26 protein-coding genes are annotated in these 20453 nt (G+C 51.6%); 17 read left to right on the top strand and 9 right to left on the bottom strand.

Annotated elements, in window-relative coordinates; translation table 11 throughout:
* The first annotated feature begins 16 nt into the window (after window positions 1–16).
* The 8 genes from ACTQ3R_RS10685 to ACTQ3R_RS10650 all read left to right on the top strand — a co-directional run bounded on the left by ACTQ3R_RS10685 (window position 17) and on the right by ACTQ3R_RS10650 (window position 4704).
* Window positions 17–373 carry a DUF3795 domain-containing protein gene (locus ACTQ3R_RS10685; protein ID WP_441779251.1) on the top strand — a complete coding sequence of 119 codons (357 nt, stop codon included), beginning with the start codon at window positions 17–19 and terminating at the stop codon, window positions 371–373.
* Window positions 374–396: 23 nt separating this feature from the next.
* Window positions 397–1641, top strand: coding sequence for a tetratricopeptide repeat protein (locus ACTQ3R_RS10680; protein ID WP_441779252.1), 1245 nt, complete (start codon window positions 397–399; stop codon window positions 1639–1641).
* A 370-nt stretch (window positions 1642–2011) separates the two neighbouring features.
* Window positions 2012–2650, top strand: coding sequence for a hypothetical protein (locus ACTQ3R_RS10675; protein ID WP_441779253.1), 639 nt, complete (start codon window positions 2012–2014; stop codon window positions 2648–2650).
* A 10-nt stretch (window positions 2651–2660) separates the two neighbouring features.
* On the top strand, window positions 2661–3056 hold the full coding sequence (locus ACTQ3R_RS10670; protein ID WP_441779254.1) for a hypothetical protein: 396 nt from the start codon (window positions 2661–2663) through the stop codon (window positions 3054–3056).
* Window positions 3053–3283, top strand: coding sequence for a PF20097 family protein (locus ACTQ3R_RS10665; protein ID WP_441779255.1), 231 nt, complete (start codon window positions 3053–3055; stop codon window positions 3281–3283). Before ACTQ3R_RS10670 ends, ACTQ3R_RS10665 begins: the two co-directional genes overlap by 4 nt.
* Before the next feature lie 26 nt (window positions 3284–3309).
* A complete protein-coding gene (locus ACTQ3R_RS10660) occupies window positions 3310–3789 on the top strand; it encodes a hypothetical protein (protein WP_441779256.1) in 480 nt (159 codons plus the stop codon).
* Window positions 3780–4373 carry a hypothetical protein gene (locus ACTQ3R_RS10655; RefSeq protein WP_441779257.1) on the top strand — a complete coding sequence of 198 codons (594 nt, stop codon included), beginning with the start codon at window positions 3780–3782 and terminating at the stop codon, window positions 4371–4373. The genes ACTQ3R_RS10660 and ACTQ3R_RS10655 overlap by 10 nt, the downstream gene beginning before the upstream one ends.
* Window positions 4374–4416: 43 nt before the next feature.
* Window positions 4417–4704 (top strand): Rrf2 family transcriptional regulator, encoded by a 288-nt coding sequence (locus ACTQ3R_RS10650; protein ID WP_441779258.1) that lies wholly within the window; start codon window positions 4417–4419, stop codon window positions 4702–4704.
* 245 nt (window positions 4705–4949) lie between these two features.
* Here the strand turns inward: ACTQ3R_RS10650 and asrC are convergent, their stop codons facing one another.
* The 3 genes from asrC to asrA are packed head-to-tail and all read right to left on the bottom strand — an operon-like array spanning window position 4950 to window position 7879.
* Window positions 4950–6017, bottom strand: coding sequence for a sulfite reductase subunit C (asrC, locus tag ACTQ3R_RS10645; protein WP_441779259.1), 1068 nt, complete (start codon window positions 6015–6017; stop codon window positions 4950–4952).
* Between the two features lie 18 nt (window positions 6018–6035).
* Entirely contained in the window at window positions 6036–6827 is a 792-nt protein-coding gene (gene asrB, locus ACTQ3R_RS10640) for an anaerobic sulfite reductase subunit AsrB (protein WP_441779260.1), read from the bottom strand.
* A gap of 14 nt (window positions 6828–6841) precedes the next feature.
* The gene (gene asrA / locus ACTQ3R_RS10635) at window positions 6842–7879 is read right to left on the bottom strand and encodes an anaerobic sulfite reductase subunit AsrA (protein ID WP_441779298.1); all 1038 of its coding nucleotides are present in this window, start codon (window positions 7877–7879) and stop codon (window positions 6842–6844) included.
* 628 nt (window positions 7880–8507) lie between these two features.
* Between asrA and ACTQ3R_RS10630 the strand changes: the two genes are divergently transcribed.
* From ACTQ3R_RS10630 to ACTQ3R_RS10600, 7 genes are all read left to right on the top strand, one after another.
* On the top strand, window positions 8508–8753 hold the full coding sequence (locus tag ACTQ3R_RS10630) for a hypothetical protein (protein ID WP_441779261.1): 246 nt from the start codon (window positions 8508–8510) through the stop codon (window positions 8751–8753).
* Between the two features lie 12 nt (window positions 8754–8765).
* Window positions 8766–8987 carry a hypothetical protein gene (locus tag ACTQ3R_RS10625; protein WP_441779262.1) on the top strand — a complete coding sequence of 74 codons (222 nt, stop codon included), beginning with the start codon at window positions 8766–8768 and terminating at the stop codon, window positions 8985–8987.
* Between the two features lie 42 nt (window positions 8988–9029).
* Window positions 9030–9425 (top strand): hypothetical protein, encoded by a 396-nt coding sequence (locus ACTQ3R_RS10620; RefSeq protein ID WP_441779263.1) that lies wholly within the window; start codon window positions 9030–9032, stop codon window positions 9423–9425.
* Between the two features lie 22 nt (window positions 9426–9447).
* On the top strand, window positions 9448–9855 hold the full coding sequence (locus tag ACTQ3R_RS10615) for a hypothetical protein (RefSeq protein WP_441779264.1): 408 nt from the start codon (window positions 9448–9450) through the stop codon (window positions 9853–9855).
* 70 nt (window positions 9856–9925) lie between these two features.
* Window positions 9926–10339, top strand: coding sequence for a hypothetical protein (locus ACTQ3R_RS10610; RefSeq protein ID WP_204887723.1), 414 nt, complete (start codon window positions 9926–9928; stop codon window positions 10337–10339).
* A complete protein-coding gene (locus tag ACTQ3R_RS10605) occupies window positions 10332–10748 on the top strand; it encodes a hypothetical protein (RefSeq protein ID WP_441779265.1) in 417 nt (138 codons plus the stop codon). Before ACTQ3R_RS10610 ends, ACTQ3R_RS10605 begins: the two co-directional genes overlap by 8 nt.
* Window positions 10749–10752: 4 nt before the next feature.
* The gene (locus ACTQ3R_RS10600) at window positions 10753–11046 is read left to right on the top strand and encodes a phage major capsid protein (RefSeq protein ID WP_441779266.1); all 294 of its coding nucleotides are present in this window, start codon (window positions 10753–10755) and stop codon (window positions 11044–11046) included.
* A 140-nt stretch (window positions 11047–11186) separates the two neighbouring features.
* On the opposite strand, the gene ACTQ3R_RS10595 is transcribed toward ACTQ3R_RS10600, so the two are convergent.
* The 4 genes from ACTQ3R_RS10595 to ACTQ3R_RS10580 all read right to left on the bottom strand — a co-directional run bounded on the left by ACTQ3R_RS10595 (window position 11187) and on the right by ACTQ3R_RS10580 (window position 16028).
* Window positions 11187–13649, bottom strand: coding sequence for a DNA polymerase (locus ACTQ3R_RS10595; RefSeq protein WP_441779267.1), 2463 nt, complete (start codon window positions 13647–13649; stop codon window positions 11187–11189).
* A gap of 123 nt (window positions 13650–13772) precedes the next feature.
* Window positions 13773–15041, bottom strand: a complete 1269-nt coding sequence (locus ACTQ3R_RS10590; RefSeq protein WP_441779268.1) for a sensor histidine kinase — start codon at window positions 15039–15041, stop codon at window positions 13773–13775.
* The gene (locus ACTQ3R_RS10585; protein WP_441779269.1) at window positions 15026–15724 is read right to left on the bottom strand and encodes a response regulator transcription factor; all 699 of its coding nucleotides are present in this window, start codon (window positions 15722–15724) and stop codon (window positions 15026–15028) included. The genes ACTQ3R_RS10590 and ACTQ3R_RS10585 overlap by 16 nt, the downstream gene beginning before the upstream one ends.
* Before the next feature lie 175 nt (window positions 15725–15899).
* Complete coding sequence (locus ACTQ3R_RS10580) at window positions 15900–16028, bottom strand: helix-turn-helix domain-containing protein (protein ID WP_441779270.1); 129 nt, start codon at window positions 16026–16028, stop codon at window positions 15900–15902.
* A gap of 480 nt (window positions 16029–16508) precedes the next feature.
* Between ACTQ3R_RS10580 and rsgA the strand changes: the two genes are divergently transcribed.
* The gene (gene rsgA / locus ACTQ3R_RS10575) at window positions 16509–17582 is read left to right on the top strand and encodes a ribosome small subunit-dependent GTPase A (protein WP_441779271.1); all 1074 of its coding nucleotides are present in this window, start codon (window positions 16509–16511) and stop codon (window positions 17580–17582) included.
* A 4-nt stretch (window positions 17583–17586) separates the two neighbouring features.
* Complete coding sequence (locus ACTQ3R_RS10570) at window positions 17587–18276, top strand: SAM-dependent methyltransferase (RefSeq protein ID WP_441779272.1); 690 nt, start codon at window positions 17587–17589, stop codon at window positions 18274–18276.
* A gap of 339 nt (window positions 18277–18615) precedes the next feature.
* Here the strand turns inward: ACTQ3R_RS10570 and ACTQ3R_RS10565 are convergent, their stop codons facing one another.
* The gene (locus ACTQ3R_RS10565; protein WP_441779273.1) at window positions 18616–19059 is read right to left on the bottom strand and encodes a Mov34/MPN/PAD-1 family protein; all 444 of its coding nucleotides are present in this window, start codon (window positions 19057–19059) and stop codon (window positions 18616–18618) included.
* 255 nt (window positions 19060–19314) lie between these two features.
* The gene (locus tag ACTQ3R_RS10560; RefSeq protein ID WP_441779274.1) at window positions 19315–19632 is read right to left on the bottom strand and encodes a DeoR family transcriptional regulator; all 318 of its coding nucleotides are present in this window, start codon (window positions 19630–19632) and stop codon (window positions 19315–19317) included.
* Between the last annotated feature and the right edge of the window lie 821 nt (window positions 19633–20453).

Here is a 20453-nt window from a genome sequence, read left to right as displayed (position 1 = left end):
CGGGAGGTACCTTACCATGAAAGAGAGAATCGGATACTGCGGACTGGACTGTGAGGTGTGCGATGCCTATCTGGCTACACTCCATAACGATCAGGCGCTGCGGGAAAAGACGGCCAAGCTGTGGGCTGAACTGAACCAGGCACCCATCTTGCCGGAACACATCAACTGTCTGGGATGCCGTGGAGATGGGATCAAAACGGTGTTCTGCGAACACCTGTGCGCCATCCGTCAGTGTGCCTTAAAAAAGGGCGTGACCACCTGCGGCAGCTGTCCAGAGCTGGAAAACTGCCGGACAGTGGGAGCTATTATTCAAAATAACCCTGCGGCCAAGAAGAACTTGGAAGAAACTGCGGGGCTTATGAATGGTACTTGACGAGGCGGAAGGAGGACATACATATGGGACGCTTTTTCAGCGACAGAGTGGAAACAGCCCTGAAATATATTTACTACGACCTGCGCTCCGGACGGGGCCAGGAGGGGTTCCGGCTGCTGGAGCAGGCGGTAGCCGACGGGGACGCCGACGCATGCTGCATCTTGGCCCGGTGCCTGTACGGACCGGAGTACACCTGGCCTGGCCACAATTTTCCCGCAGACGAACATGCGGGGGATGAGCTGATGCGCCGCTCCGTTCTGGAGGGCAGCGCCATCGGGACCCTCGTTTCCCTGCGCTGTGGGATCATGGATGACAAACTGGAACATACCATGCCATTGGAAAGCCTCCAGGCTGCCTTTGATATTGTACTGGATAAGGCCGAACATGGAGAGCCTTTCTGCCAGATGGTCATCGGCAATGTATACTACTGGGGAGATTTCTTCCGCATCCAGAAGAAGGACCGCCAAAGTTTTGACAGTGACGACGCCTTTTTGAGCTATGCGCGGGAAAACATTTCCCGGTGTGAGGACTGGCTGTGGAAGTCCCTGCGCAACGGGATTACCACCGGCGGGGTCAACCTAGCCAATTTCTATCGGGAGGGAGAAAAGGGGCTTATCTCTCCCCGGCCGGAAAAGGAAATTGAGGTGTACCGCTATGGGGCGGAGAAGGGCTATCCGGATTACCTTTTCTATTATGCCAACGAGCTCTACAACCAAGGGAAAAAGGAGGAGGCCTTTGCCCTCTACCGCAGGTCGGCGGAGCTGGGGGAGCCACGGGCCTTCTTCTGGGCAGGTTATGCCTATGAATTGGGTGAGGGGGTGCCCAAAGACAATGCACGGGCCGCCCAATATTATCAGCAGGCACTGGCGGCGCCCATCCAGGGAAAAACAAACCCCGCCAACCGCTTGGGAATGTTCTACTATGATGGTGAAGGCGTGGAGCGGGATTATGCCAAGGCCTTTCAGCTGCTCAAGTGGGCGGAAGACCATGGCGGTTCGGCTATGCTTTATTACCTGGGTGCCTGCTATGCCAACGGCCAGGGAACCCAGCAGGACTACGCCAAGGCCTTCACCTACCTGGAGCGGATCAACTGGAACTGTCATCCCGGATTTTATCTCTTGGGAAAGATGTACTGCAACGGCCTGGGTGTCCCAACGGACATTGCCAAAGGGGTGGAATACCTCCAGAAAGCCGGTGACCATGCCGGCGCCAAGGAGGAGCTGAGACATTACAAAAAGACCCTGTTCGGCAAGTGGGTCCGGCGGTAAGCTGGAAACCACCTGTGGAGGGTATGATATAGAAGAAAACCGGGAGGATTGCGCCCTTAAAAGCGCAGTTCTCCCGGTTTTAAATCGATAACGGGTATGAATTTTATTCGCCTGCATGGGATGTTTCCCTGTGGTGGGAAATGGGCATTCCACGGTGGTCAGATCCACCTGAAAGGACGACGGAGTGCTGCAGCGGGTGTGCAGTACCCTGACAGGAAAAGCTCCGTACGCTTTCTCAAAGGAATGAGAACCAAAAGAGGTGTTTTACTTTGGAAGATTAAGAAACCTTAAGAGAACGTTCATAAGCTTTTTCCATTCGCTGTGATATAATTTGGAACATCAATCAAGGCATAGCCTGGGAGGACCGTGTATGAAACGCATCATCACAAATGGGATTACCAATCTGGAGTCGCTGCCTGGCAGCAGCGAATGGTACTGGGGTGCCGACTATGCCAGCAACGATTTATATGAGGCGGAGGAGCTGTTCCGCAGCGGCCATCCTATTGACAAAAACCGGCTTGTCCTGGTCCGCTGCCCGGAGGGCACGGTCTATGAGCCGGTATGCACAAAGCCGGGGCAATATCTTGGAAGACCGGTGTATCACAACGGGCGGGTGGTACTGCTGATGGTAGATTTTCCAAAGGAAGAGATTCGTATTCTGACCTTCCACGAAGCAGAGGAAATCACTGAGCCGCTGGCGGTGCTGCCACTTTCGATCGTGGCGGACTGCTACAATCTCATGCTGGAGGCATCACCGCTTATGCTGACCCGGTCAGCCCACGACAATCAGTTTCAGATTATCTGGCCGGAACGCCGGGACTTTGCCATAGAGGACCATGAATTTTTTGAGTTTCTGGAAGGAAACAGGCTGTATACCTCGGTTTGGTATGAGGACCCGGACTACCGGGAGGAGCTTCTGGTGCGGGATTATGATACCGGGGAAGTACTGGAGCGGATACCAGGGAGTCTTCGTTCCATGCCGGACGGCCAGAACTGGCTTTTGGTGTGAGGAGGGGCCTATGAAACCGGATATTGAAAAAACAAGGGCCTATTACCGCAATCTCGGCCCGGAGAACATTTGTAGCTGTGCCTATTGTCAGAACTACTGTGCCAGGGTCAAGGCGGCTTATCCGGAAGTGGCATCCTATCTGGATTCTCTGGGGGTAGATATTGAAAAGCCATTTGAGACCTCTCCGCTGGAGCCGGACGAGAACGGATACCTGGAATACTGCGTCTGTCAGTATGTGGTCTTTGGCAGCTGCCCGGAGGACTTTACCCACCGGATCGGAGATGTGACCTTTGGCCGCTCGGACTGTCATCCCAATACGAAAATCGACGAGGAGCACTTTGTGCTGGACTTTTACCCCATCAGGCTGCTGTTTGAGGAGACGGAAAGCGAGGACATCGAACCATGAAATGTCTGGATTGCGGCGCTGAGATGGAGCAAGGCACAGCGCAGTGCGTTGGCGCTGGTTTTGAAAGTTGGTATGAGTTTACCTCAGAGACAGAGAAGAGGAAAAAGGGAATTGCGGGATTGCTCACCCGGCAGACCATCACCATTCCATCTACCCTGGCGGAGCACCCGGCGTGGCACTGTACCAGGTGCAGAAAGGTTCTGATGTGGGTAGACAGTAAGGCGTAAACGCACAGGGAAAGGAGCGCGGAGCTATGCTGGAACATCATTTTTGGGAAAATTTTAGAAAATGGGTCCCGCACCGGGATGTGGACGAAGTCTATGATGTGGAGAAGATCGGATTTGAGGGGGAGGAGGGTTTTGTGGTCCTCCTGCGCCCCGACCATTTCCAAGAAGAAAAGCGGTCGGAGTGGGCCCTCCGGCTGGTGTGGGACAGGATCGTTTCCTACACTGTCACCGACGAGAGCTACCGCCCGGAGCTTTGGGTGTCAGAGAAAACGCCGGACTGGGCCCTCTGGACCTTCTATCTCAGCGAGACCTCCGACCATCTGAACAGGTTCCGGGAAGAAAACTACCTTGTTCCGGAGAACACCCACCACTTTTTTATCTGTGGGACAAACCTGATGGCAGACATTTTGTCTGACGAATATCCCATGGCCACATTTCTGAAATGGAATCCGAAAGGACGCGATCATACACCAGGCAGAGAAGGAGAGGATAAGCGATGGCTTTGACATATGATGAAATGCAGCAACTGTTTGAACAGAAAGGGTTCAAAGGCTTTTCCATGCGGCCGTATGATGCTGAGATGGAATATCTTATTTCTGAGGCGGCGGAAGACAATGCAAAAGCGTATATCATTGATATAGTCCCCGGCGACCTTGAATTCGGACAGAATGATGGGATTGCCTTGCTGGAAAAGCATTATTATAAAGAGGCTAATATGGCCCGTCTGCTTCGTAAGTGGTTGGATATCGTTCTTCATTTTTCGTGCTACTATCCGCTGGAGACTGTTCTGGTTACTGGCGTAGGTTTACCCGATATCGAAGATTTCATAGAACAAACCCCCAATGAAGAAGGATATTACCTGGAAATCCCAATGGAATCCATCAATGACATGGATGAGCTGTCTGACCTGGTGTTTCAAAAGACCTTTGGGACCATGAGATTTTTGTTCCCAACACTGGATATGGTGATTCATATTGAGACCGGTGAAGTATACAATGTTGTCACGCTGAAGAAAATTACGGAAGAAAACCAGGCTGCCGTCGAACTCCTGAGGAAACTTGTGGAGGCCCAGGGGATGTTTCTGGTATAACGCCTGAAGGGATAGGGAAGATGACAACTATGGAAGCTAGTCATTGGACGATATCATAATACATTGGCTTAGACGCAGCCAGAACAAATTCAGTTCCATCATTAGCGCCCTGAAAAAGGCTGGACTCATTACAGTACTACAGGGAACTGGGGGCGCGGAGCTGTGCGCAGACCCATCTCAAATCACGCTGTATCAAATCTACACCGCATTGGAGCTGGACGGACTGTCCTCCCTCATCGGAATCCATCCCTGCCAGCGGCGGCCCTGTCCGGTGGCCCGGAATATCCGGCAGGTTTTCAGACACCCCGCCAAAAAATTGAGGATTCCATGAAACAAGCCATGGAAGGGATCCCCCTGCAATCTATGATGGTGTACTGCTTTAACAACGACGGGGATTGAATGAAGACAGAACAAGGATAATATTCAGGTAAATTTGGTTAACTTCCTACGTTTTTCAAAGCAAATTAAACCGCCGGGGACACATGAATAGCATGTGCCCCCGGCGGTTTGTTTCTTCGGTATATAGGTGCAGCACGGTTAATCGTGATACAGGAGAATGGTGTGCATTTCCAGCTATTATTCTTTGGGACCGGCGGTATGGTGCATGGACAGGGGTTTGACGTTGAAGTTGGAACGGTACTCCGTCTCATGCCAGTACAGATCCTCGGCCACCAGACACTCGGGGTTGAGTTCCACGCCGTCCAGAATAATTTCCTTGAACTTTTTATAACCGGCCCGGTCGATGAGGTGGCCGCCATGGAGATACTCAGGCTTGTAATCCATGACCCAGGCGGAGAATTTCTGCCAGTTTTTCAGAACGGCCAGAATCACGTCCTCCGTGGCCCAGTTGAGGAACATTTTGCCGGTGCGGGGGGTCTGCCGGCCTGTGCGGCCGCCCAGGATCACCCGGTAGAATTTGGTTTCCTGGCGGGTCCAAGCGCTTGTAGGACATACGCGGACGCACTCACCGCAGCCTACGCAGCAGCAGGCGTCCTTCTCCACCTTGCCGATGGCCGGATTGGCGGACAGAACCCGTGTGGCGCCGTTCTGACAGGCCCGGACACAGGCACCGCAGGCGATGCAGCGCTCGGGGTGATATGTCATGCGCGCCACGCCGATGATGCCAAAGTCGCACATATGGGCCTTATTACAGTCGTTAGGGCAGCCGGCAATGTTGATCTTGATGTGGTAGTGGCTGGGGAAAATGATAGGTTCGATCTTCCGGGCCAGCTCAAAGGTATTGCAATTCCCGCAGATGCAGTGGTAGTTGCCGATGCAGGCGGTGATATTGCGGGCCCCAATGGTGGGATAGCCCTCGGCGGGATCCCAGGGATGGGGCTCGTGGGCAATGGTATCCATGTCCACGTTGCACAGCTCAGCGTCCACTTCATTGATGTACGTCTCCAGGTAGGCGTTGACCGCTGGAATATTTTCGTAGGAAATGCCGGGAATGTCAAAGTTTTGCCGGGTACCTAAGTGGAAGGTGCCGTCGCCCCAGGTCTTGGCGATGTGCTCCACATAACTGAGATACTTGGCATCCACTGTGCCGCCAGGAACGCGCATCTGCAGCATGAACTCTCCAGGTACTTTGGACTGCCGGTAGCAGTTCAGCCGGACCTTTTTGATGTTGATATCTTGATTCATCCTTTGGCCCCTCCTTTCTCAGTCCACCAGGTCACGGGCCATTGTATAGGGGAATACCGGGCCGTCGAGACAGACATATATCTCGTCGATGCGGCAGTGGCCGCACTTGCCCACCGCGCAGGACATTTTGCGCTCGAAGCTCATCCAGACCTTTTCGGGATCTACGCCGTGGTCTGTGAGAGCCAGACCCGTAAATTTCATCATGGGCGGCGGGCCTACCACCACTACGGCATAGTCGCCGCCGAAGGTGTCAAAGGGAATTTCGGGCACAAAGGCTGTGACCATGCCTGTGCGCCATCCCTCCAGCGTGCCGTTGTCCAGGGTATAAATGGTGGAGAAGTGTTTCTTCCACTCTTCCAGTTCGCTGTGGAATACGATACCGTCAGAGTTTTTGAAGCCGCAGATCAAGTGAACCGACCGGGCGTAGCCGGGAGTCTGGGCCAGCATGTTGAGCATGGAACGCACGGGAGCCAGACCGGTGCCGCCGGTGATAACCACCAGATGCTTGTCACGGAACTGCTCCACGGGCCAGCCCTTGCCGTATGGACCCCGCAGGAACAGGGTATCTCCGACCTCTTTTTGGAAGATGACGTTGGTGACCTTGCCAACGGAACGGATGGTAAACTCCAGCCATCCGTCGCCCTGGGCAGAGACGGAGATGGGTGCTTCGCCGATCATGGGGATGGACAGCTGCATGAATTGACCGTGGGCGGGTTTGGCTTCGGTAGCGACCCGGAAGGTCCACTCATGACGGCTCTCTTTTTTGACGCTCAGGATCGTACAAGCTTGGGGCTGAACGGGATTCATCATAGCGCAGACCTCCTTTACTGACTGGCCATGGAAGCCTTGATTTCTTCCACGGCGGCAGATACTTTGTTAACGGTGGCAGAAATGGAGATCAGTTCAGGGCAGCGATGGGTGCAGCGGCCGCAGCCTACGCACATATGCTCCTCGCCGAAGCGGGCTTTATAGTCGTGGAACTTGTGGAGCACCTTGTAGCGCATACGGTCGGCGGCGGTAGAGCGAAACTCCCGTTGGCCGGCCATCTGGTCAAAGCCGGCAATCTGACAGGAGGCTGTTACCCGGCGGCGCTCGCCCACCTCCGGGTTGTCACCGTAAATGATGTCTCGGGTGGTGAAGCAGGTACAGGTGGAGCAGGCCACGGTACAGGCGCCGCAGGAGATGCAGCGGCTGTTGTACTCGTGCCACATGGGATGGGTTTTGAGAGCCTTGCGGACTGCCTTGTCGCTAAGATCGGGGACGGTGACCTTCAGTTCATTTTCCGCAACAAAGGTATGGATGTAATCGGCCTGGGGCATGTCCTGGAAGTAGGGAGCCAGGGACTCATCGGCCACCTTGACCAGAAGCCCGTCATGGGAGAACTTCAGAGCCAGGGAATAATCGTCGGTGCGGTTGGTGCCCATGGATACACAGAAGCAGGTGTCATCGCCGCCGTTACAATCCATGACAGCGAACTTTACCAGTTCCCGGACCCGTGTGTAGTATAGATCATCATAACCACCGTTGCCGGCGTAGATGCGGGCTTGAATCCGTTGGGCGTTGATGTCGCAGGGACGGGCCAGCAGCAGGATCGGTTTTGTTTTGGATTTGCTGGCACGATATTCATCTTCGGTAAAATAAAAAATGGCTTGCTGGATGGACGTGATGACTTCTTTGGCTGGGTAATCGGATTTGATGTCCCATACAATGTCGGAAAAAGCATCTACTTCCGCATAACGAATAATGTCGGTGTCGGAGTAGCGGCCCTGCTTAGGAAAACGCTTTGGTGCGTAAATGCGGTAGTCTTTTTTCAGTGCACGCAGTACGGTGTCCGCCTGGGAGACGGAGAGAGAAAAGCCCATATTCAGTACCTCCCTGATATAGTGTGCCATTGAAAACCGTCCGTCCCGGAACCACTCAGAGAAAGAGAGTGGGAATTGCGGCAGTTCCGCAGGAAATTTCCATATAGCCAGCCTCAGTATACCACGGCTCATACAGCTTGAATAGCAGTACTGCCCAAAAAGTAACAAATAATTTATAAAATATTGTATGATGCGCTGCAATATTAACGAAAAAACTATCTTTGTAGGGTAAAGCTCCATGAAACTTTGACTTCACGGAGTCTTTGTTGCCTCAAAGAGGGCAAAACCTCTGTCCCTTGGCACTTCTTTGGCTATACTGTTTCTGTGTGGTTGGAGCGGTGCGTGGTAGGTTCTGTAGTCAGAAACGCTCCCCGGCCCTTGCGGTGTCTTTTGCCGACAGGGACGGGGAGCGTTTTTATGCCTCTTAACTGTCTGTATTGTACCTCTGAGGGCAGGATGAAGCAAGTCATTTCTGCGCCGCCCACAGCTCAGAAATTGAGGGACTGTAGACAAAAAGAGGCGTTATGCTTCCAAAGATTAAGAAACCTTAAGAGAATGTTCATGAGAATCGTTCATTCGCTGTGATATAATCTCAAAACTTCATCAAGGTATAGCCGGAGGATATGATATGAAACGCATTATCACAAATGGGATCACCAATCTGGAGCCGCTGGCTGGCAGCAGCGAATGGTACTGGGGCACTGACTATGCCAACGGCGATCTGCACGAGGCGGAGGAGGCTTTTCGCAGCGGTCATCCCATCCGAAAAAACCGGCTTCTTCTGGTGCGGGATTTTGATACCGGAGAAGTGCTGGAGCGGATACCGGGAAGCCTCCGCCAGATGCCGGACGGCCAGAAGTGGCTCCTGGTGTGAGGGGGCGGAGTATTGATGTGGCTTGACCTTTTATTTCAGGGCTGCATGGATGCGGCGCAGTCAGAGCAAGTTTCCAAACCTGTCCGAGTCTTCTGCATCGCCCTCATATCCTTCGTGTTTCTCATCGCCATCTCCGGCTTATTTCTTCTGGTGTTTGTGATGGAAGGCCAAGGTCTTTTCAGAAGAGGGATCTTTCTGGTCATGGGGATCATCGCGCTTGCCGGCTACCAGTAAGGGATACCCTATAAAATAACGAAAAGAAAGGACGATGAAAGGATGGCACTTGATATATATGCAGCCAAAGACCTTGACCATGCGTTTGAGATTGCGTCGATGGACCCCGAAAAAATGATGGAAGATCACGTGGTATCAGAACCGGAAGAAATAGGCCACTTCTTGTACGATATCAGAGACGAACTCACAAACTATACATGCTATTATCAATTCGATCCATACAGGGAAATCCAACTGGAAGCAGACCAGGTTCCGGTAATCAAGACTTTTTCGCAATCCATCGTCAAGTGGCTTGAGGAACATGCCACAGAAGAAAACCGTGTAATTCAGCAATATGGCTTGTCCTTCCCGAAGATCCGGCGTTTTGCGGATGAATTGGGTCATGTATGTGATGTAGCCATGGAGCATGGATACGGATTGTCCGGCCTGGGAGACTAAACAGGCCAGAAGGAAAATGCATATGACAAATCTGCTATACAGCTTAATGCTGTTTAATGAGCGACAGGAAGGCTTTTTCATCGGCCTGTTCGAATCCACTGAAAAGGCCCGGCAAGTGGCGGAACACTACTTATCTGCTCTCCCAGGATTCCGGGATTACCCCTGTACCTATGAGATCACAGAAAAATTGGTGGTTGGTACAATCGGCCAATCTCAGAAAGTCCATATGATTTGGGGCTGGGACGAGGACGCAGAGGGGGATGAGACAGATGTCTGGAGCAGCGCCTGTTATGCGGATCTCTCAGAAGCCCAGAGGGCCATGGATGCAGCCAAGCGACGCATGAACAAGCAGGAGTGGAGCTTGGATACCTACCTCATTGATCAATGCCACTGGACAGAGGGCTTTGTACGGGCCTTTTCTTCAGAATAAGAGCGATAAAATACATATATGTGAATAACGGCATCATTTGCACAAAGATATTTGGGGAGGAAATCTCACGATGAATCCTGAAAAAACACACTTGTATAAAAAACAATATCAGCAACCAATCGAGGAAGAAACGCCTCCGCATAAAGGAAAATCAAAGACGGCTGCTACCTCTGATAGCCGAAAACGCTCTAAGCATAAACACATATACAAAAAAATCATCTTACACTATGGTAGTGACGCGTTTTGTTGGGGTAGACAATGCGAAATTTGCGGGAGATTGGATTCTACATATAAATCTTCTTATTGGAACTCCAAGGAGTTTCAGGTAACTGGTGAGGGCTTGTATGGAGAATGGAGAAGTATTTGCCTTACTGAAATTCACAGAAGATATCCTGAATACACCATTATGACATTGGAACATGCAAAGTGGGTGGAATGGACAGGAGAAAACAATAAAGAGAAAAAAGAGATTTCCCATGGGTAACTGTATTTTTATCGCATCCGATACTCCCCTGCCCGAGGTCACACCATCGCAAGATTATCTGCTGCGTACCTATCATTACTGCGTGTTGGAGGCGGTTATCAACTCTGTGGTGGACGATGAGTTTGAAAAGGCCGTGCTTACGACCTGCAACGCCGTCCTGAAATCCACAGGTACGCTGATTACCTGCACCCGCAACCTTGCCTACGTCGAAAAGGCATACGACAAGACGAAGCTGTCTGCCGGAGCGGGCGACTGTCTCTGGTATCTGGACGACAAGAATTACACCCTCGGCGTGACAAACGGCATCGTTTTCAAGCAGAAGTTCCACACCCGTGAGAGCTTTGTCGCCCTCCTCGAAAACTACTTCGACAGTGTAGCGGTACTCGCCTGCAACGCTGGCTACATCTAAGGAGATGAACGAGAACGGCACTCTGGTGGGCTATCCCTACAAGACCACCAATCTGCTTGAAACCACCGGCGGCAAGACCCAGATTGTGTTCGGCAACTGGAACGACCTCGTTATCGGTGAGCAGGGCGCACTGGAAATTGAAACCAGCCGCGAGGGTTCTTGGACGGATGACGCGGGCAACCTCGTTTCCGCTTTCGAGAACGACCAGACCCTCATCCGTGCTATCAACAACGTGGACACCGGCCTGCGCCATGACGAGAGCTTTGCTGTGGCTACTAAGGTCTCCGTCCCTGTGTAATGTGAGGAGGTAGCTGAATATGAAAAGAGAACTCATCCAGAACATCAAGGTGATTCCTTATAAGAGCGGGGACGCCATCGACCGCGAGAGATTCCTTTCCGGGGTCCTCGCGGTGTCCCTCGGCGCGGCCTCTGGCGAGCCTACCCGGCGGCCTCCAAATGCTCAATCGCAAGCGCGAGACAGTCGCGGGCGATTGCCTGAATGCAGTTCTCCACCAGCTTGCCACCGTAGGTTTCAAGCTGCGTCCACTGCTTGGTTGTCTGGTTCACGCCGCTATACAAGATGGATGGTTTATCCCACGAGTTCACACCGAGCTGCGGGTTCGCGTAGTACAGCTTTCTACGGCTCGGCAGCGTTATCGTCAGGAAGTCCAGCCCGTGTTCAATGTCCATCTCTCGGGCGAAGATAAGGTTTCTCACGCCCGCAGGCCGCCCTGTCTGAATGACCGATACCGCCGCGTTCTCCACTGCGTACCACAGGTCCACGATGCGCCTGTTCGCGTCACGCCAGCGGGAAACGATGTCCGGCAGGTCATCTTCGGGTATGCCCATTCGCAGAGCGCCCATCGCAATCAGAGCGCCCGTGCTGCCCTGATAGCCGAGGGCGAGTTCAGCGACCTTGCCTTTCTGCCGCAGTTCATATTCGGGATTTCCCTTTTTGATTCGGTCAATCGGAACCCCGAACATCTGACTGGCAGACGCCTCGTAGATTTTGCCGTGCGTCCTGAATACTTCGAGCCGCCACTGTTCTCCCGCCAGCCACGAAATAACTCGTGCTTCGATGGCGCTGAAATCCGCGTCAATTAAGGTATTGCCGTTGGACGCTATAAACGATGTCCTGATGAGCTGTGAAAGGGTATCAGGCACAGAGCCGTACATACACCGCAGCTTATCGGCGCTCCGTTCCTTGACCGCGCTCCGCGCCCACGGAAGTGTTTTCATGTCGATGTAGGTCCTCGGCAGGTTCTGCACCTGCACGAGCCGCCCCGCCCATCTTCCGGTGCGGTTCGCCCCATAGAATTGGAGCAGACCCCGAACACGCCCGTCGCTGCACACGGCGGCTTCGATTGCGTCATACTTTTTCGTGCTCGTCTTGCCCAGCTCCTGACGGATTTCCAGCATCCTCTCTGCGGGACCTGTCACGGATTTACTGTCAAGCATCGCCGCAACCGTGTCTTTTCGCAGGTCTCCCACTGGCTGGTTCGTATTGCTCTCAAGCCATTTGCTGAGCTGCGACACGCTGTTCGGATTCTCAAGGCCGGTGATGGAGACCGCCTCTGCCGTTAGCTTGTCGCGGGAGGCGGCGTCGATTTCCAACGCCCCGCGCACCATCTGCATGTCTACCGCAACACCCCTTGCATTGATGAGGAGATCGGTCTGCCACTGCTTCTCAATGTCCGCAGGGACAGGGAAGTTCGACAGCCGGCGGTCAATTTCCATCTCGGTCGTAACATCGCCCTTGCAGTAAGTCTTGAACAGCTCCCACTTATCGGGGTCGTGCTTGGGGAGATTCCGTGTCCTGCCGCCGTTGCTTTGTGTGGCGGCGCAGGGGACGCAGAAATAGCGGATAAGTGCCTTGCCGACCGAGAGCTTCTGCTTTTCAGCGGGGAGGCCCAGAGCCTTGCCGGTTGCGTCCAGTCCTGCGGTAAATCCACAGTAGAGGCCGTGAAGCATCGTGTCCCGCCACTGGTCCACCGGCAGCAAGTGCCCGCAGAATTTCGAGAGGCAGTACCACTCGAATGCCGCATTGTAGGCGTGTTTGATGTAAGCGGGATTGCCCAGAGCGTCGAACAACCATTCCGGCAGCAGCTCTCCCTGAGCCAGATCCACGATTTCTACGGGACCGCCATCTACGCTGTACGCGAACAGCAGAATCTCAAAGTCAGGGCTTTGCACGTACTTATACGCCCCGGCCTTTGCGATATTCAAAGTGTTTCGTTCATCAGAGCCATCGTCCACTTTCAGCAGCTCTTCGTTCAGACGCCCGATTTCCAGAATATTTTGGTTAATTTTTCTTTTCAATCGCTCAACCTTTTCCTCCAAATCTCCTACCTGTGCGGAACCATCTGCGATCTGCTGCTGGAGCTGGGCCAGCATAGCTTCCTGCTGGGCAATAGACGATTCTATCCGCGTTTTTTCGCTCGTCAGCAGTTCGATTTGATTGGCATATTCCTGCTGCACTCCATCAAGGCCATCCTGCTTATCTTTATCGTTTTGTGCAATCAGTACATCTTTGGAACTGGATGCCTGCAGCAGAGCAGCTTTTGCATCGGACAGCTCGTCTTGTGCGGCCCCGATCAGTTCTTTCAACTGTTCCGTTGAAATAGTGGCCAGAGGATCTCCCTTTTTCACCTCGCTGCCTACCTTTATCAGCAGGTTTTCCACCACGGTACCTGCTTCAAAAGTGTGGGCGTTTGGGCCGGTGTCCACAAGCCCACTGGATTCTACGCCCACCGTAATGGTATCCCGCACCGCTGTGTATTCCCGCTCCCGTACTGTGTCCTCGGCAGGCTTTTGAGGCATTAGCAGAGGAATGCTGATTGCCGCAGCCACCCCCAGGACAAGTACAGCAGCCAATTTTTTCTTATGCTTTCGTATGTTCACGTTTATTGCGCGCCTCCTTGTTGGCTTCCTGATGAAAGCAGTATATAAGGCGCACCTTTAAGAAACCTATAATGGCATGTCAAAAAGATAAAACGCCTTCGGAATGTTCCGAAGGCGTTTGGGTCAAATGAGCTCCCAGCGAATGCTGAATGTGGTTTTTTGATGCGGTACACTGGATACGGACAAGGTCGCTCCCATCTGCTCCACAAGGGCCTTGGCAATGGGCAACCCCAAACCGTAACTGCCGGTGTGTTTCCGGGAATCATCCACCCGATAAAAGCGGTCAAAGATTTTATCCATATGTTCAGGAGCGATTCCTTCTCCCGTATTGGAAACCACGAGGACTGCATATTTTCTCTGACGACGCAGGCAGACTTCAATGGCTCCCCCTGTGTTTGTATATTTACAGGCATTATCCAGCAAAATTCGAATCACCTGTTCCGCTTTATCCGGGTTGCCATTCACAGAAATATCTGTCTCAATCTGCTGCTGGAGAGCAATCCCTTTTTCGTACAGCACAGTTTCCACAGACAGAAGGGTGCGTTCCAGCAAATTGCTCAGACAGATCGGTTCCAGATTTACCGCTTGCTCGGTCTGGTCGGCACGGGCCAGTTCCAAAAGCTCTGTCACCAATTTATTCATGCGTCTGGTTTCGTGCGAAATGTAATCCAGCCATTTTTCCTGACTCTGGATGGTTTCCTGTCTATTTGTCTGCAGCGCCTCTAAATTTGCGCGGATGGAGGCCAGGGGCGTTTTGAGTTCATGGGAAGCGTCCTGGACAAACTGCTTTTGTTTACGGTAGGATCGCTCGATGGGAGCAACCGCCCGTTTGGCAAACAGAGCGCTGATCCCCAGCATGGCCAGCAGTGTCAGGATGCCCACAACTACAAAAGAAGCCAATAGTTCCAGTAAACTCTGTCTTGATGCTGTAATGTCCAAAAACGCGATCTGGCTGAACTGTTCAACGGCAACATTCTCAGAGGCGGAATCCACTTTCGCATAGGCTGGAATCCTTGAAAACAAGAACCGCCTTCCTTCTAATACGATTTGCCCTTCCTCATGCCCGTGGGTCTCCTGGACGGCCTGGTCGATCCATTCCCTGGATAATACGCCAAAGGAACTGTCAAAGACAACTTGATTTTGCTCATTTACAATCACGCCAAAGGCATCAGCATACTCCTGGGCAACTCCAACTATTTGGAACGAATCGTTTCTTTCGTTGGCTTCCTGGTAGCGCAAGGTAGTGGAATGAATATTCTCCAGCTTCAATAAATTTTGATTTTGTATTTGATAGGCAGTGATCAAATAAACGGCAGCGAAGGACAGCAGCAGCACGGCCGACAGCATTGCCATGTTGGTGAGAATAAAACGCCGTTTCAGCTTTTTGAACATGGTGTTCCCCTCCCAGCCCGCAGTGCATACCCCATTCCGCGAACTGTCTCAATGGAGGTATCCGCCCCCAAAGCCTTTAATTTTTTTCGCAAAAATGAGATATAGACCTCCACATGGCGATCCTCGGCATCACTGTCGAAGCCCCACACTTTCTCAATGATCCGGTCTTTTGAAATCACGCCGCCTCGTGCGTCCATCAGCATTTCTAAAAGTTGGCTTTCTTTTAAGGTGAGCTTAAAGGACTGGTTTCCGCAATAGAGAGACAGGGTGTAAGGATTCAAATGTGTATCTCCGAACGCATATCCGTTTTGAACAGAAATTTCCTGTTTTCTCCTGGCGAGCACCCGGAGCCGGGCCAAAAGTTCCTGCATTTCAAAGGGTTTTGTCAGGTAGTCATCCGCCCCCAAATCCAAGCCGGTCACTTTATCTTCCGTCTCGCCCTTGGCAGTAAGCAGCAGAACGGGAACAGCAATTCTTTCCTGCCGAAGTGTTTTCAGGATTTCTAAGCCGCTGCGTCCCGGCAGCATAATATCCAGAATGACGATGTCATAGATACCGGAAAGCGCACAGTCAAGGCCGTATTCTCCGTCGTGTGCCAGATCGACGGTATAATTGTTTTTCCCTAAAACCTGTGCCACAGCCTGCGCCATGTATTCTTCATCTTCCACCAGCAAAATCCGCATATTCCGCTGCCTCCTTTCTGAAATCAATTCAGTATAGCGGTCAAACCTTTAAGAAACCTATAACCACTCAAATGGCATAGAGAGACATAACAAAAATCTCATTTTTATATTGGATTTTATCTCTGTACAAAACAAGATGCAAGTAGTGTAAGCGTGGTTTTGTGGTGTGGTATCCTTAACTATGGGAAACTTCTTTTTCCAACTTGAGGACTGCCGGAGCCGACACACCCGGCAGGTCTGCCAGCTGCTCCTGAGTCAGGGAAAGCTCCTTTCGCTTTTCTCGAATGATTTCACCGATTTTCATACGCCACCTCCGGTTCTGGTGCTTCCATGATAACAGAAGGAGGGAAACGGAGCAATGGCGTGGTTGTTAAACAAAAGGGAAGAAAAAGAAACCACAGGTTAAATCACACCTCTCAAAACCTGGGGCGGGCAATTCTTATTTGGTGAAGATAGATGCTACACAAGGCCTGTTCAACAGTGGGGATATTCCCATGATTGTAGAACCTTTCGCTGCTCCGGCGTATGGAACCAATGCTCCACATTGTCCATGATCGTAAGCTGCGCCCCATGTTGCAGGGTAAATTCCTCTTTGGCAGACGGTATCTTCCTGTTGGAACAAATCTATGCTATAATCAAGCAATCATAGAAGAAAGGAGTGTGTTTTTATGATGAACACAAAGAAAATGGAGATTGTAAGAATGGAAGGAGGTGTGACGAAGTAATCGGTACAGACCTCCTTCCGTCTGGATATGTGAAGACGATCAAAATGGAGGCTATTACATTGCATCAACTGAAAACTTATGGCGTTTCAGAACGCTTTTTGGCAGAAGCTACTTTATATCCGAAAGAGACACTGGCCAGAGTGACCGCCCAATACCGGGGAAAGTATAAGATCGTGACCGAGCAGGCGGAACTGCTGGCAGAGGTATCCGGCAAACTTCGGTATGAGACAGAGGAACTGGCCCAATACCCCACTGTTGGCGACTATGTCATGGTGACGGTGGAGGGTGGACTGGCGGTCATCCACCGGGTGCTGCGGAGACGAAGCCTGTTTGTCCGAAGAGCAGTTGGCGTGTCCGGTCAGGCTCAGCCTGTGGCATCCAATGTGGATGTGGTCTTTTTGTGCATGTCCCTCAACCAGAATTTCAGCCTGAACCGCATGGAACGGTATCTATCCATTGCGTGGGACAGTGGGGCGACGCCGGTCATTGTATTGACCAAGGCGGATTTGTGTGAGGACCTTGCACAGGCGGTTTCTCAGGTGGAGGCCATCTCCTGTTTTTCGGATATTCTGACGCTGTCCATGTTTGATGAGGATATCCGCGACAAATTTGCGCCCTATTTTGCCAAGGGGCAGACCTGCGCGTTTATCGGCTCCTCCGGTGTGGGAAAATCCACCCTGATCAACTGCCTGCTGGGCACACAAGCCATTTCCACTCAGGAGATCGGCAAGGGGGACAAAGGAAGGCACACCACTACCGGGCGGGAAATGTTTCCCTGTCCGTTAGGCGGCGTGGTGATCGACACTCCTGGTATGCGGGAGATGGGGGCTGAGAGCGCAGACCTCTCCCAGACCTTTGGGGAGATCGAGGACTTGGCCCGACATTGCAGGTTCCGGGACTGCACCCATACCAACGAACCTGGGTGTGCTGTCCTGGCAGCGGTGGAACAGGGACGATTGGATCAGAGACGGCTGGACAGCTATCGCAAACTGGAGCATGAGAGCAGTTATGACGGACTGAGTAGCAGGGAAGTTGAGGTCAAAAAAGCGGAGCGTATGTTCAAGGAAGTGGGCGGCATAAAACAGGCCAGGCGGTTTGCAAAAGAACAGAACCAGAGGAAAGGAAGGAGATGAGCATATGAAACTGGATAACTGCTTTTTACAAGAGAATATGATGGGACCAAACGCATGGCGGATCGCAGAAGAGCTCACCAAGAATTTGCCCTTGCGGCCTGGAATGCGCGTACTGGATCTGGGATGCGGCCGAGGACTGACAACGGTGTTTCTTGCCCAGACCTTCGGTGTGGAGGTGTTTGCGGTCGATCTTTGGACCTCGGCCACAGAAAATTTAGTCCGCTTCCAGCAGGCTGGTGTGTCTCATCTGACCGTTCCCCTGCAGTTTGATGCGCTGCAGCTTCCGTTTGCGGAAGAATTTTTTGATGCGGTGGTCAGTGTGGATGCATACCATTACTTTGGGAATAACGATGTATACTTCAAAGATGTGCTGAAACCTGTTTTGAAACGAGGCGGAATCGTGGCCATCGCATTTCCTGGGATGAAGTATGAAGTGCAGGAAAATTTACCGGAGGAGATGAAACCTTTCTGGGAGCCTGAGGCACTGGAAATGTGGCACTCCATCAACTGGTGGAGGCCAAAGTTTGAACCATATCTCCATGCATTCCAAATCTCCGAGATGGACTGTTTTGATGAGGCGTGGCAGGATTGGCTTTCTTGTGGCAACCCATATGCAGTGGAGGATCGAGAGATGATGAAAGCAGATCATGGGCGGTTCATGAATTTGATTAAACTTGCCGGGACGGTCAAATAATAAATTTCCTGTCTAAAGGATTCTGGTGACCAGTTTGGTGTTTCTGGATTAAAGCGCGACTCAGGATCTGGGGCGCTGTGAACAAAAAAGACGGGCACTCCCGAAAGGGGTGCCCGTCAAGTGGTCAAAACAGAAATCCGTTTGTGGTATTTCTGTGGTCAAATGAGAAATCGCCGCAGTTTTCACTGCGGCGATTTCCAGTTTTGCCTTTTGTTGCCGAAAAAGATGCGAACTTGTAGATGTTGCACTACAATGGGTTTCAAAGATTATATGGGGTGCAGATGGAGCGGCCCACAAAAACCGCTCTAAATGTCTCGGTGAATTCAGTTATCAGTCCGATCATTCGCCTATAAAGATGCTGAAATTATCGGCGCCAAGAATCATCATACAACCCGGGAGACAATTCTCACGATTATAGTCGACGATTGCTTTGTGCAACTCTTTATCAGCCTCACTTTTTTGAGTATCGGCACTGGTATGGGAGTGCCACTCGCCAATGTAAGTAAGATTGTCTAAAGTAGTCTTATAAATATATTCAAGACGCTCAGGCAGATTAGCGCAACCTCTGATAAAAGAAGTTGGAGAGGAAATGCTATCATCTGGTGCCTTCACTTGGCAAACAACATAAACACGCTTTCTTGCTATATCATATGCTCCAATAAGAACGCCACCAGTTTCGTTAGGTAAAGCTCTTCTTCGATCCGCCTGCATTTCATTAAGCAACGATAATGACAACTCTACTTGCCACCCATTATATTCACGTGTAATCCATTTCTCTGCCATAAAAGACTCTTTTTCAACAGAGTCAGAGACGTGAGTCCATATAATTATTTTCCCATCGGCATTACTTGTATGCAATTTGATTGCTTTGCAGCATAATGCTGCGCTTAGAGAAACATTATCCTGTGATATGCGGCTTGAAATGCTACGGCATGTCCCAGAATATATCATAGTCTCTGGTAATGACATGTGATCCGAGTACTTTTCATTCTTCAGTAGCTCCCGGTATCAAGGTGCTGTGGAGCAGTAGGTGCTCCTTCAGGAAGCAAAACGGGCCAGGATCTTGGTCATTTCTTTCAGATCCTCGCCTTGCAGTCCAACTGCCAAGCGTTTGAGCAAAGCCGTCTGTTTAGGCGATAGCTTTGGCCAGTCCTGAAAGTACCAGTCAGCCATCCTTACTCCGCCGCCATATCGGCCACGGACTGTCTCAAGGGGGTAGGTGAGTGTGAGTTCTTCAATGTCACGGCGGATGGTTCGTTCACAGACGCCGAGTTCCGCGGCCAGATTCTGAACGGTATCGCTCCGTCGCCGGCACAGCAGGTTAATGATCTGCTGCTGGCGGTTGTTGCTTCTCACACTCTCACCCCCTTTCGCCTCCATAGGGAATCATACAGGTTAAAGCGGACGGACTATGTCCGGATTAAAAATTTTTTTGAAAACATTTCTGTAGTATCCAGATATTGAAAATGCTCATTCAACTCTGTGTGAGAGCCAAATGAGCGTAAAAAGAGCCACTTGCTCTCGCTGGCACGCGCCGTTAAGCTTTTTCATCATTTTGATGAAGAAGGTTTATCAAGCGGCGCATGGGAAGTCAGCGGATCAAGCGGCTCCGGGGCACAATCTTCGATTATTTTATTTTAGAAGTTGTCTAAACTCTACGGAAAGAGACAGGCGGAAATCCAACATTCTCTCCGTAATTAGGACATTGATAAACGGACAGTCATGGGTCCCACGGGACAGGACTTCAATCTTATGGTTACAATAATGGTTACAATAGGGACACAGGCGAGCTATAGTTATGCTGCTGCTCCTGGAGCGCTCCGCCTAAAGCCTATCCTGCTCCGCCTTGACTCGAGCATAACGGACCGGATTTTCGGTTCCCATATTGTATGGTCGGCATAGAATCGGCGCGCTTAAACGATGCGGGGCTGTAAAACTGGATGAGTATAAGATATATATCATTGCGTTTGGCCGTTACCGGCCTGTGCGGAGATGTCGCAAGGAGACTTACATTGAAATGCCAGTCATCGCCTTAGGTGTTTCCATTGGTGCAGGTAAGTTCTTCTTGGAGGAGGGGCGATTTGAGATGATTCGTCTCTCCAAAGTACTGTTCCGATGGGAGCGGATTTCGGGCTCGGGTCAAGGGGGCAGTGTGAAGTGGGCCTCTAATGATGGCC

This window comes from Lawsonibacter sp. LCP25S3_E2 (assembly GCF_052117285.1).
Taxonomy (GTDB): domain Bacteria; phylum Bacillota; class Clostridia; order Oscillospirales; family Oscillospiraceae; genus Lawsonibacter.
The sequence above is the reverse complement of the archived record's forward strand: the minus strand, read 5'-3'. Positions and strand labels throughout refer to the sequence as shown.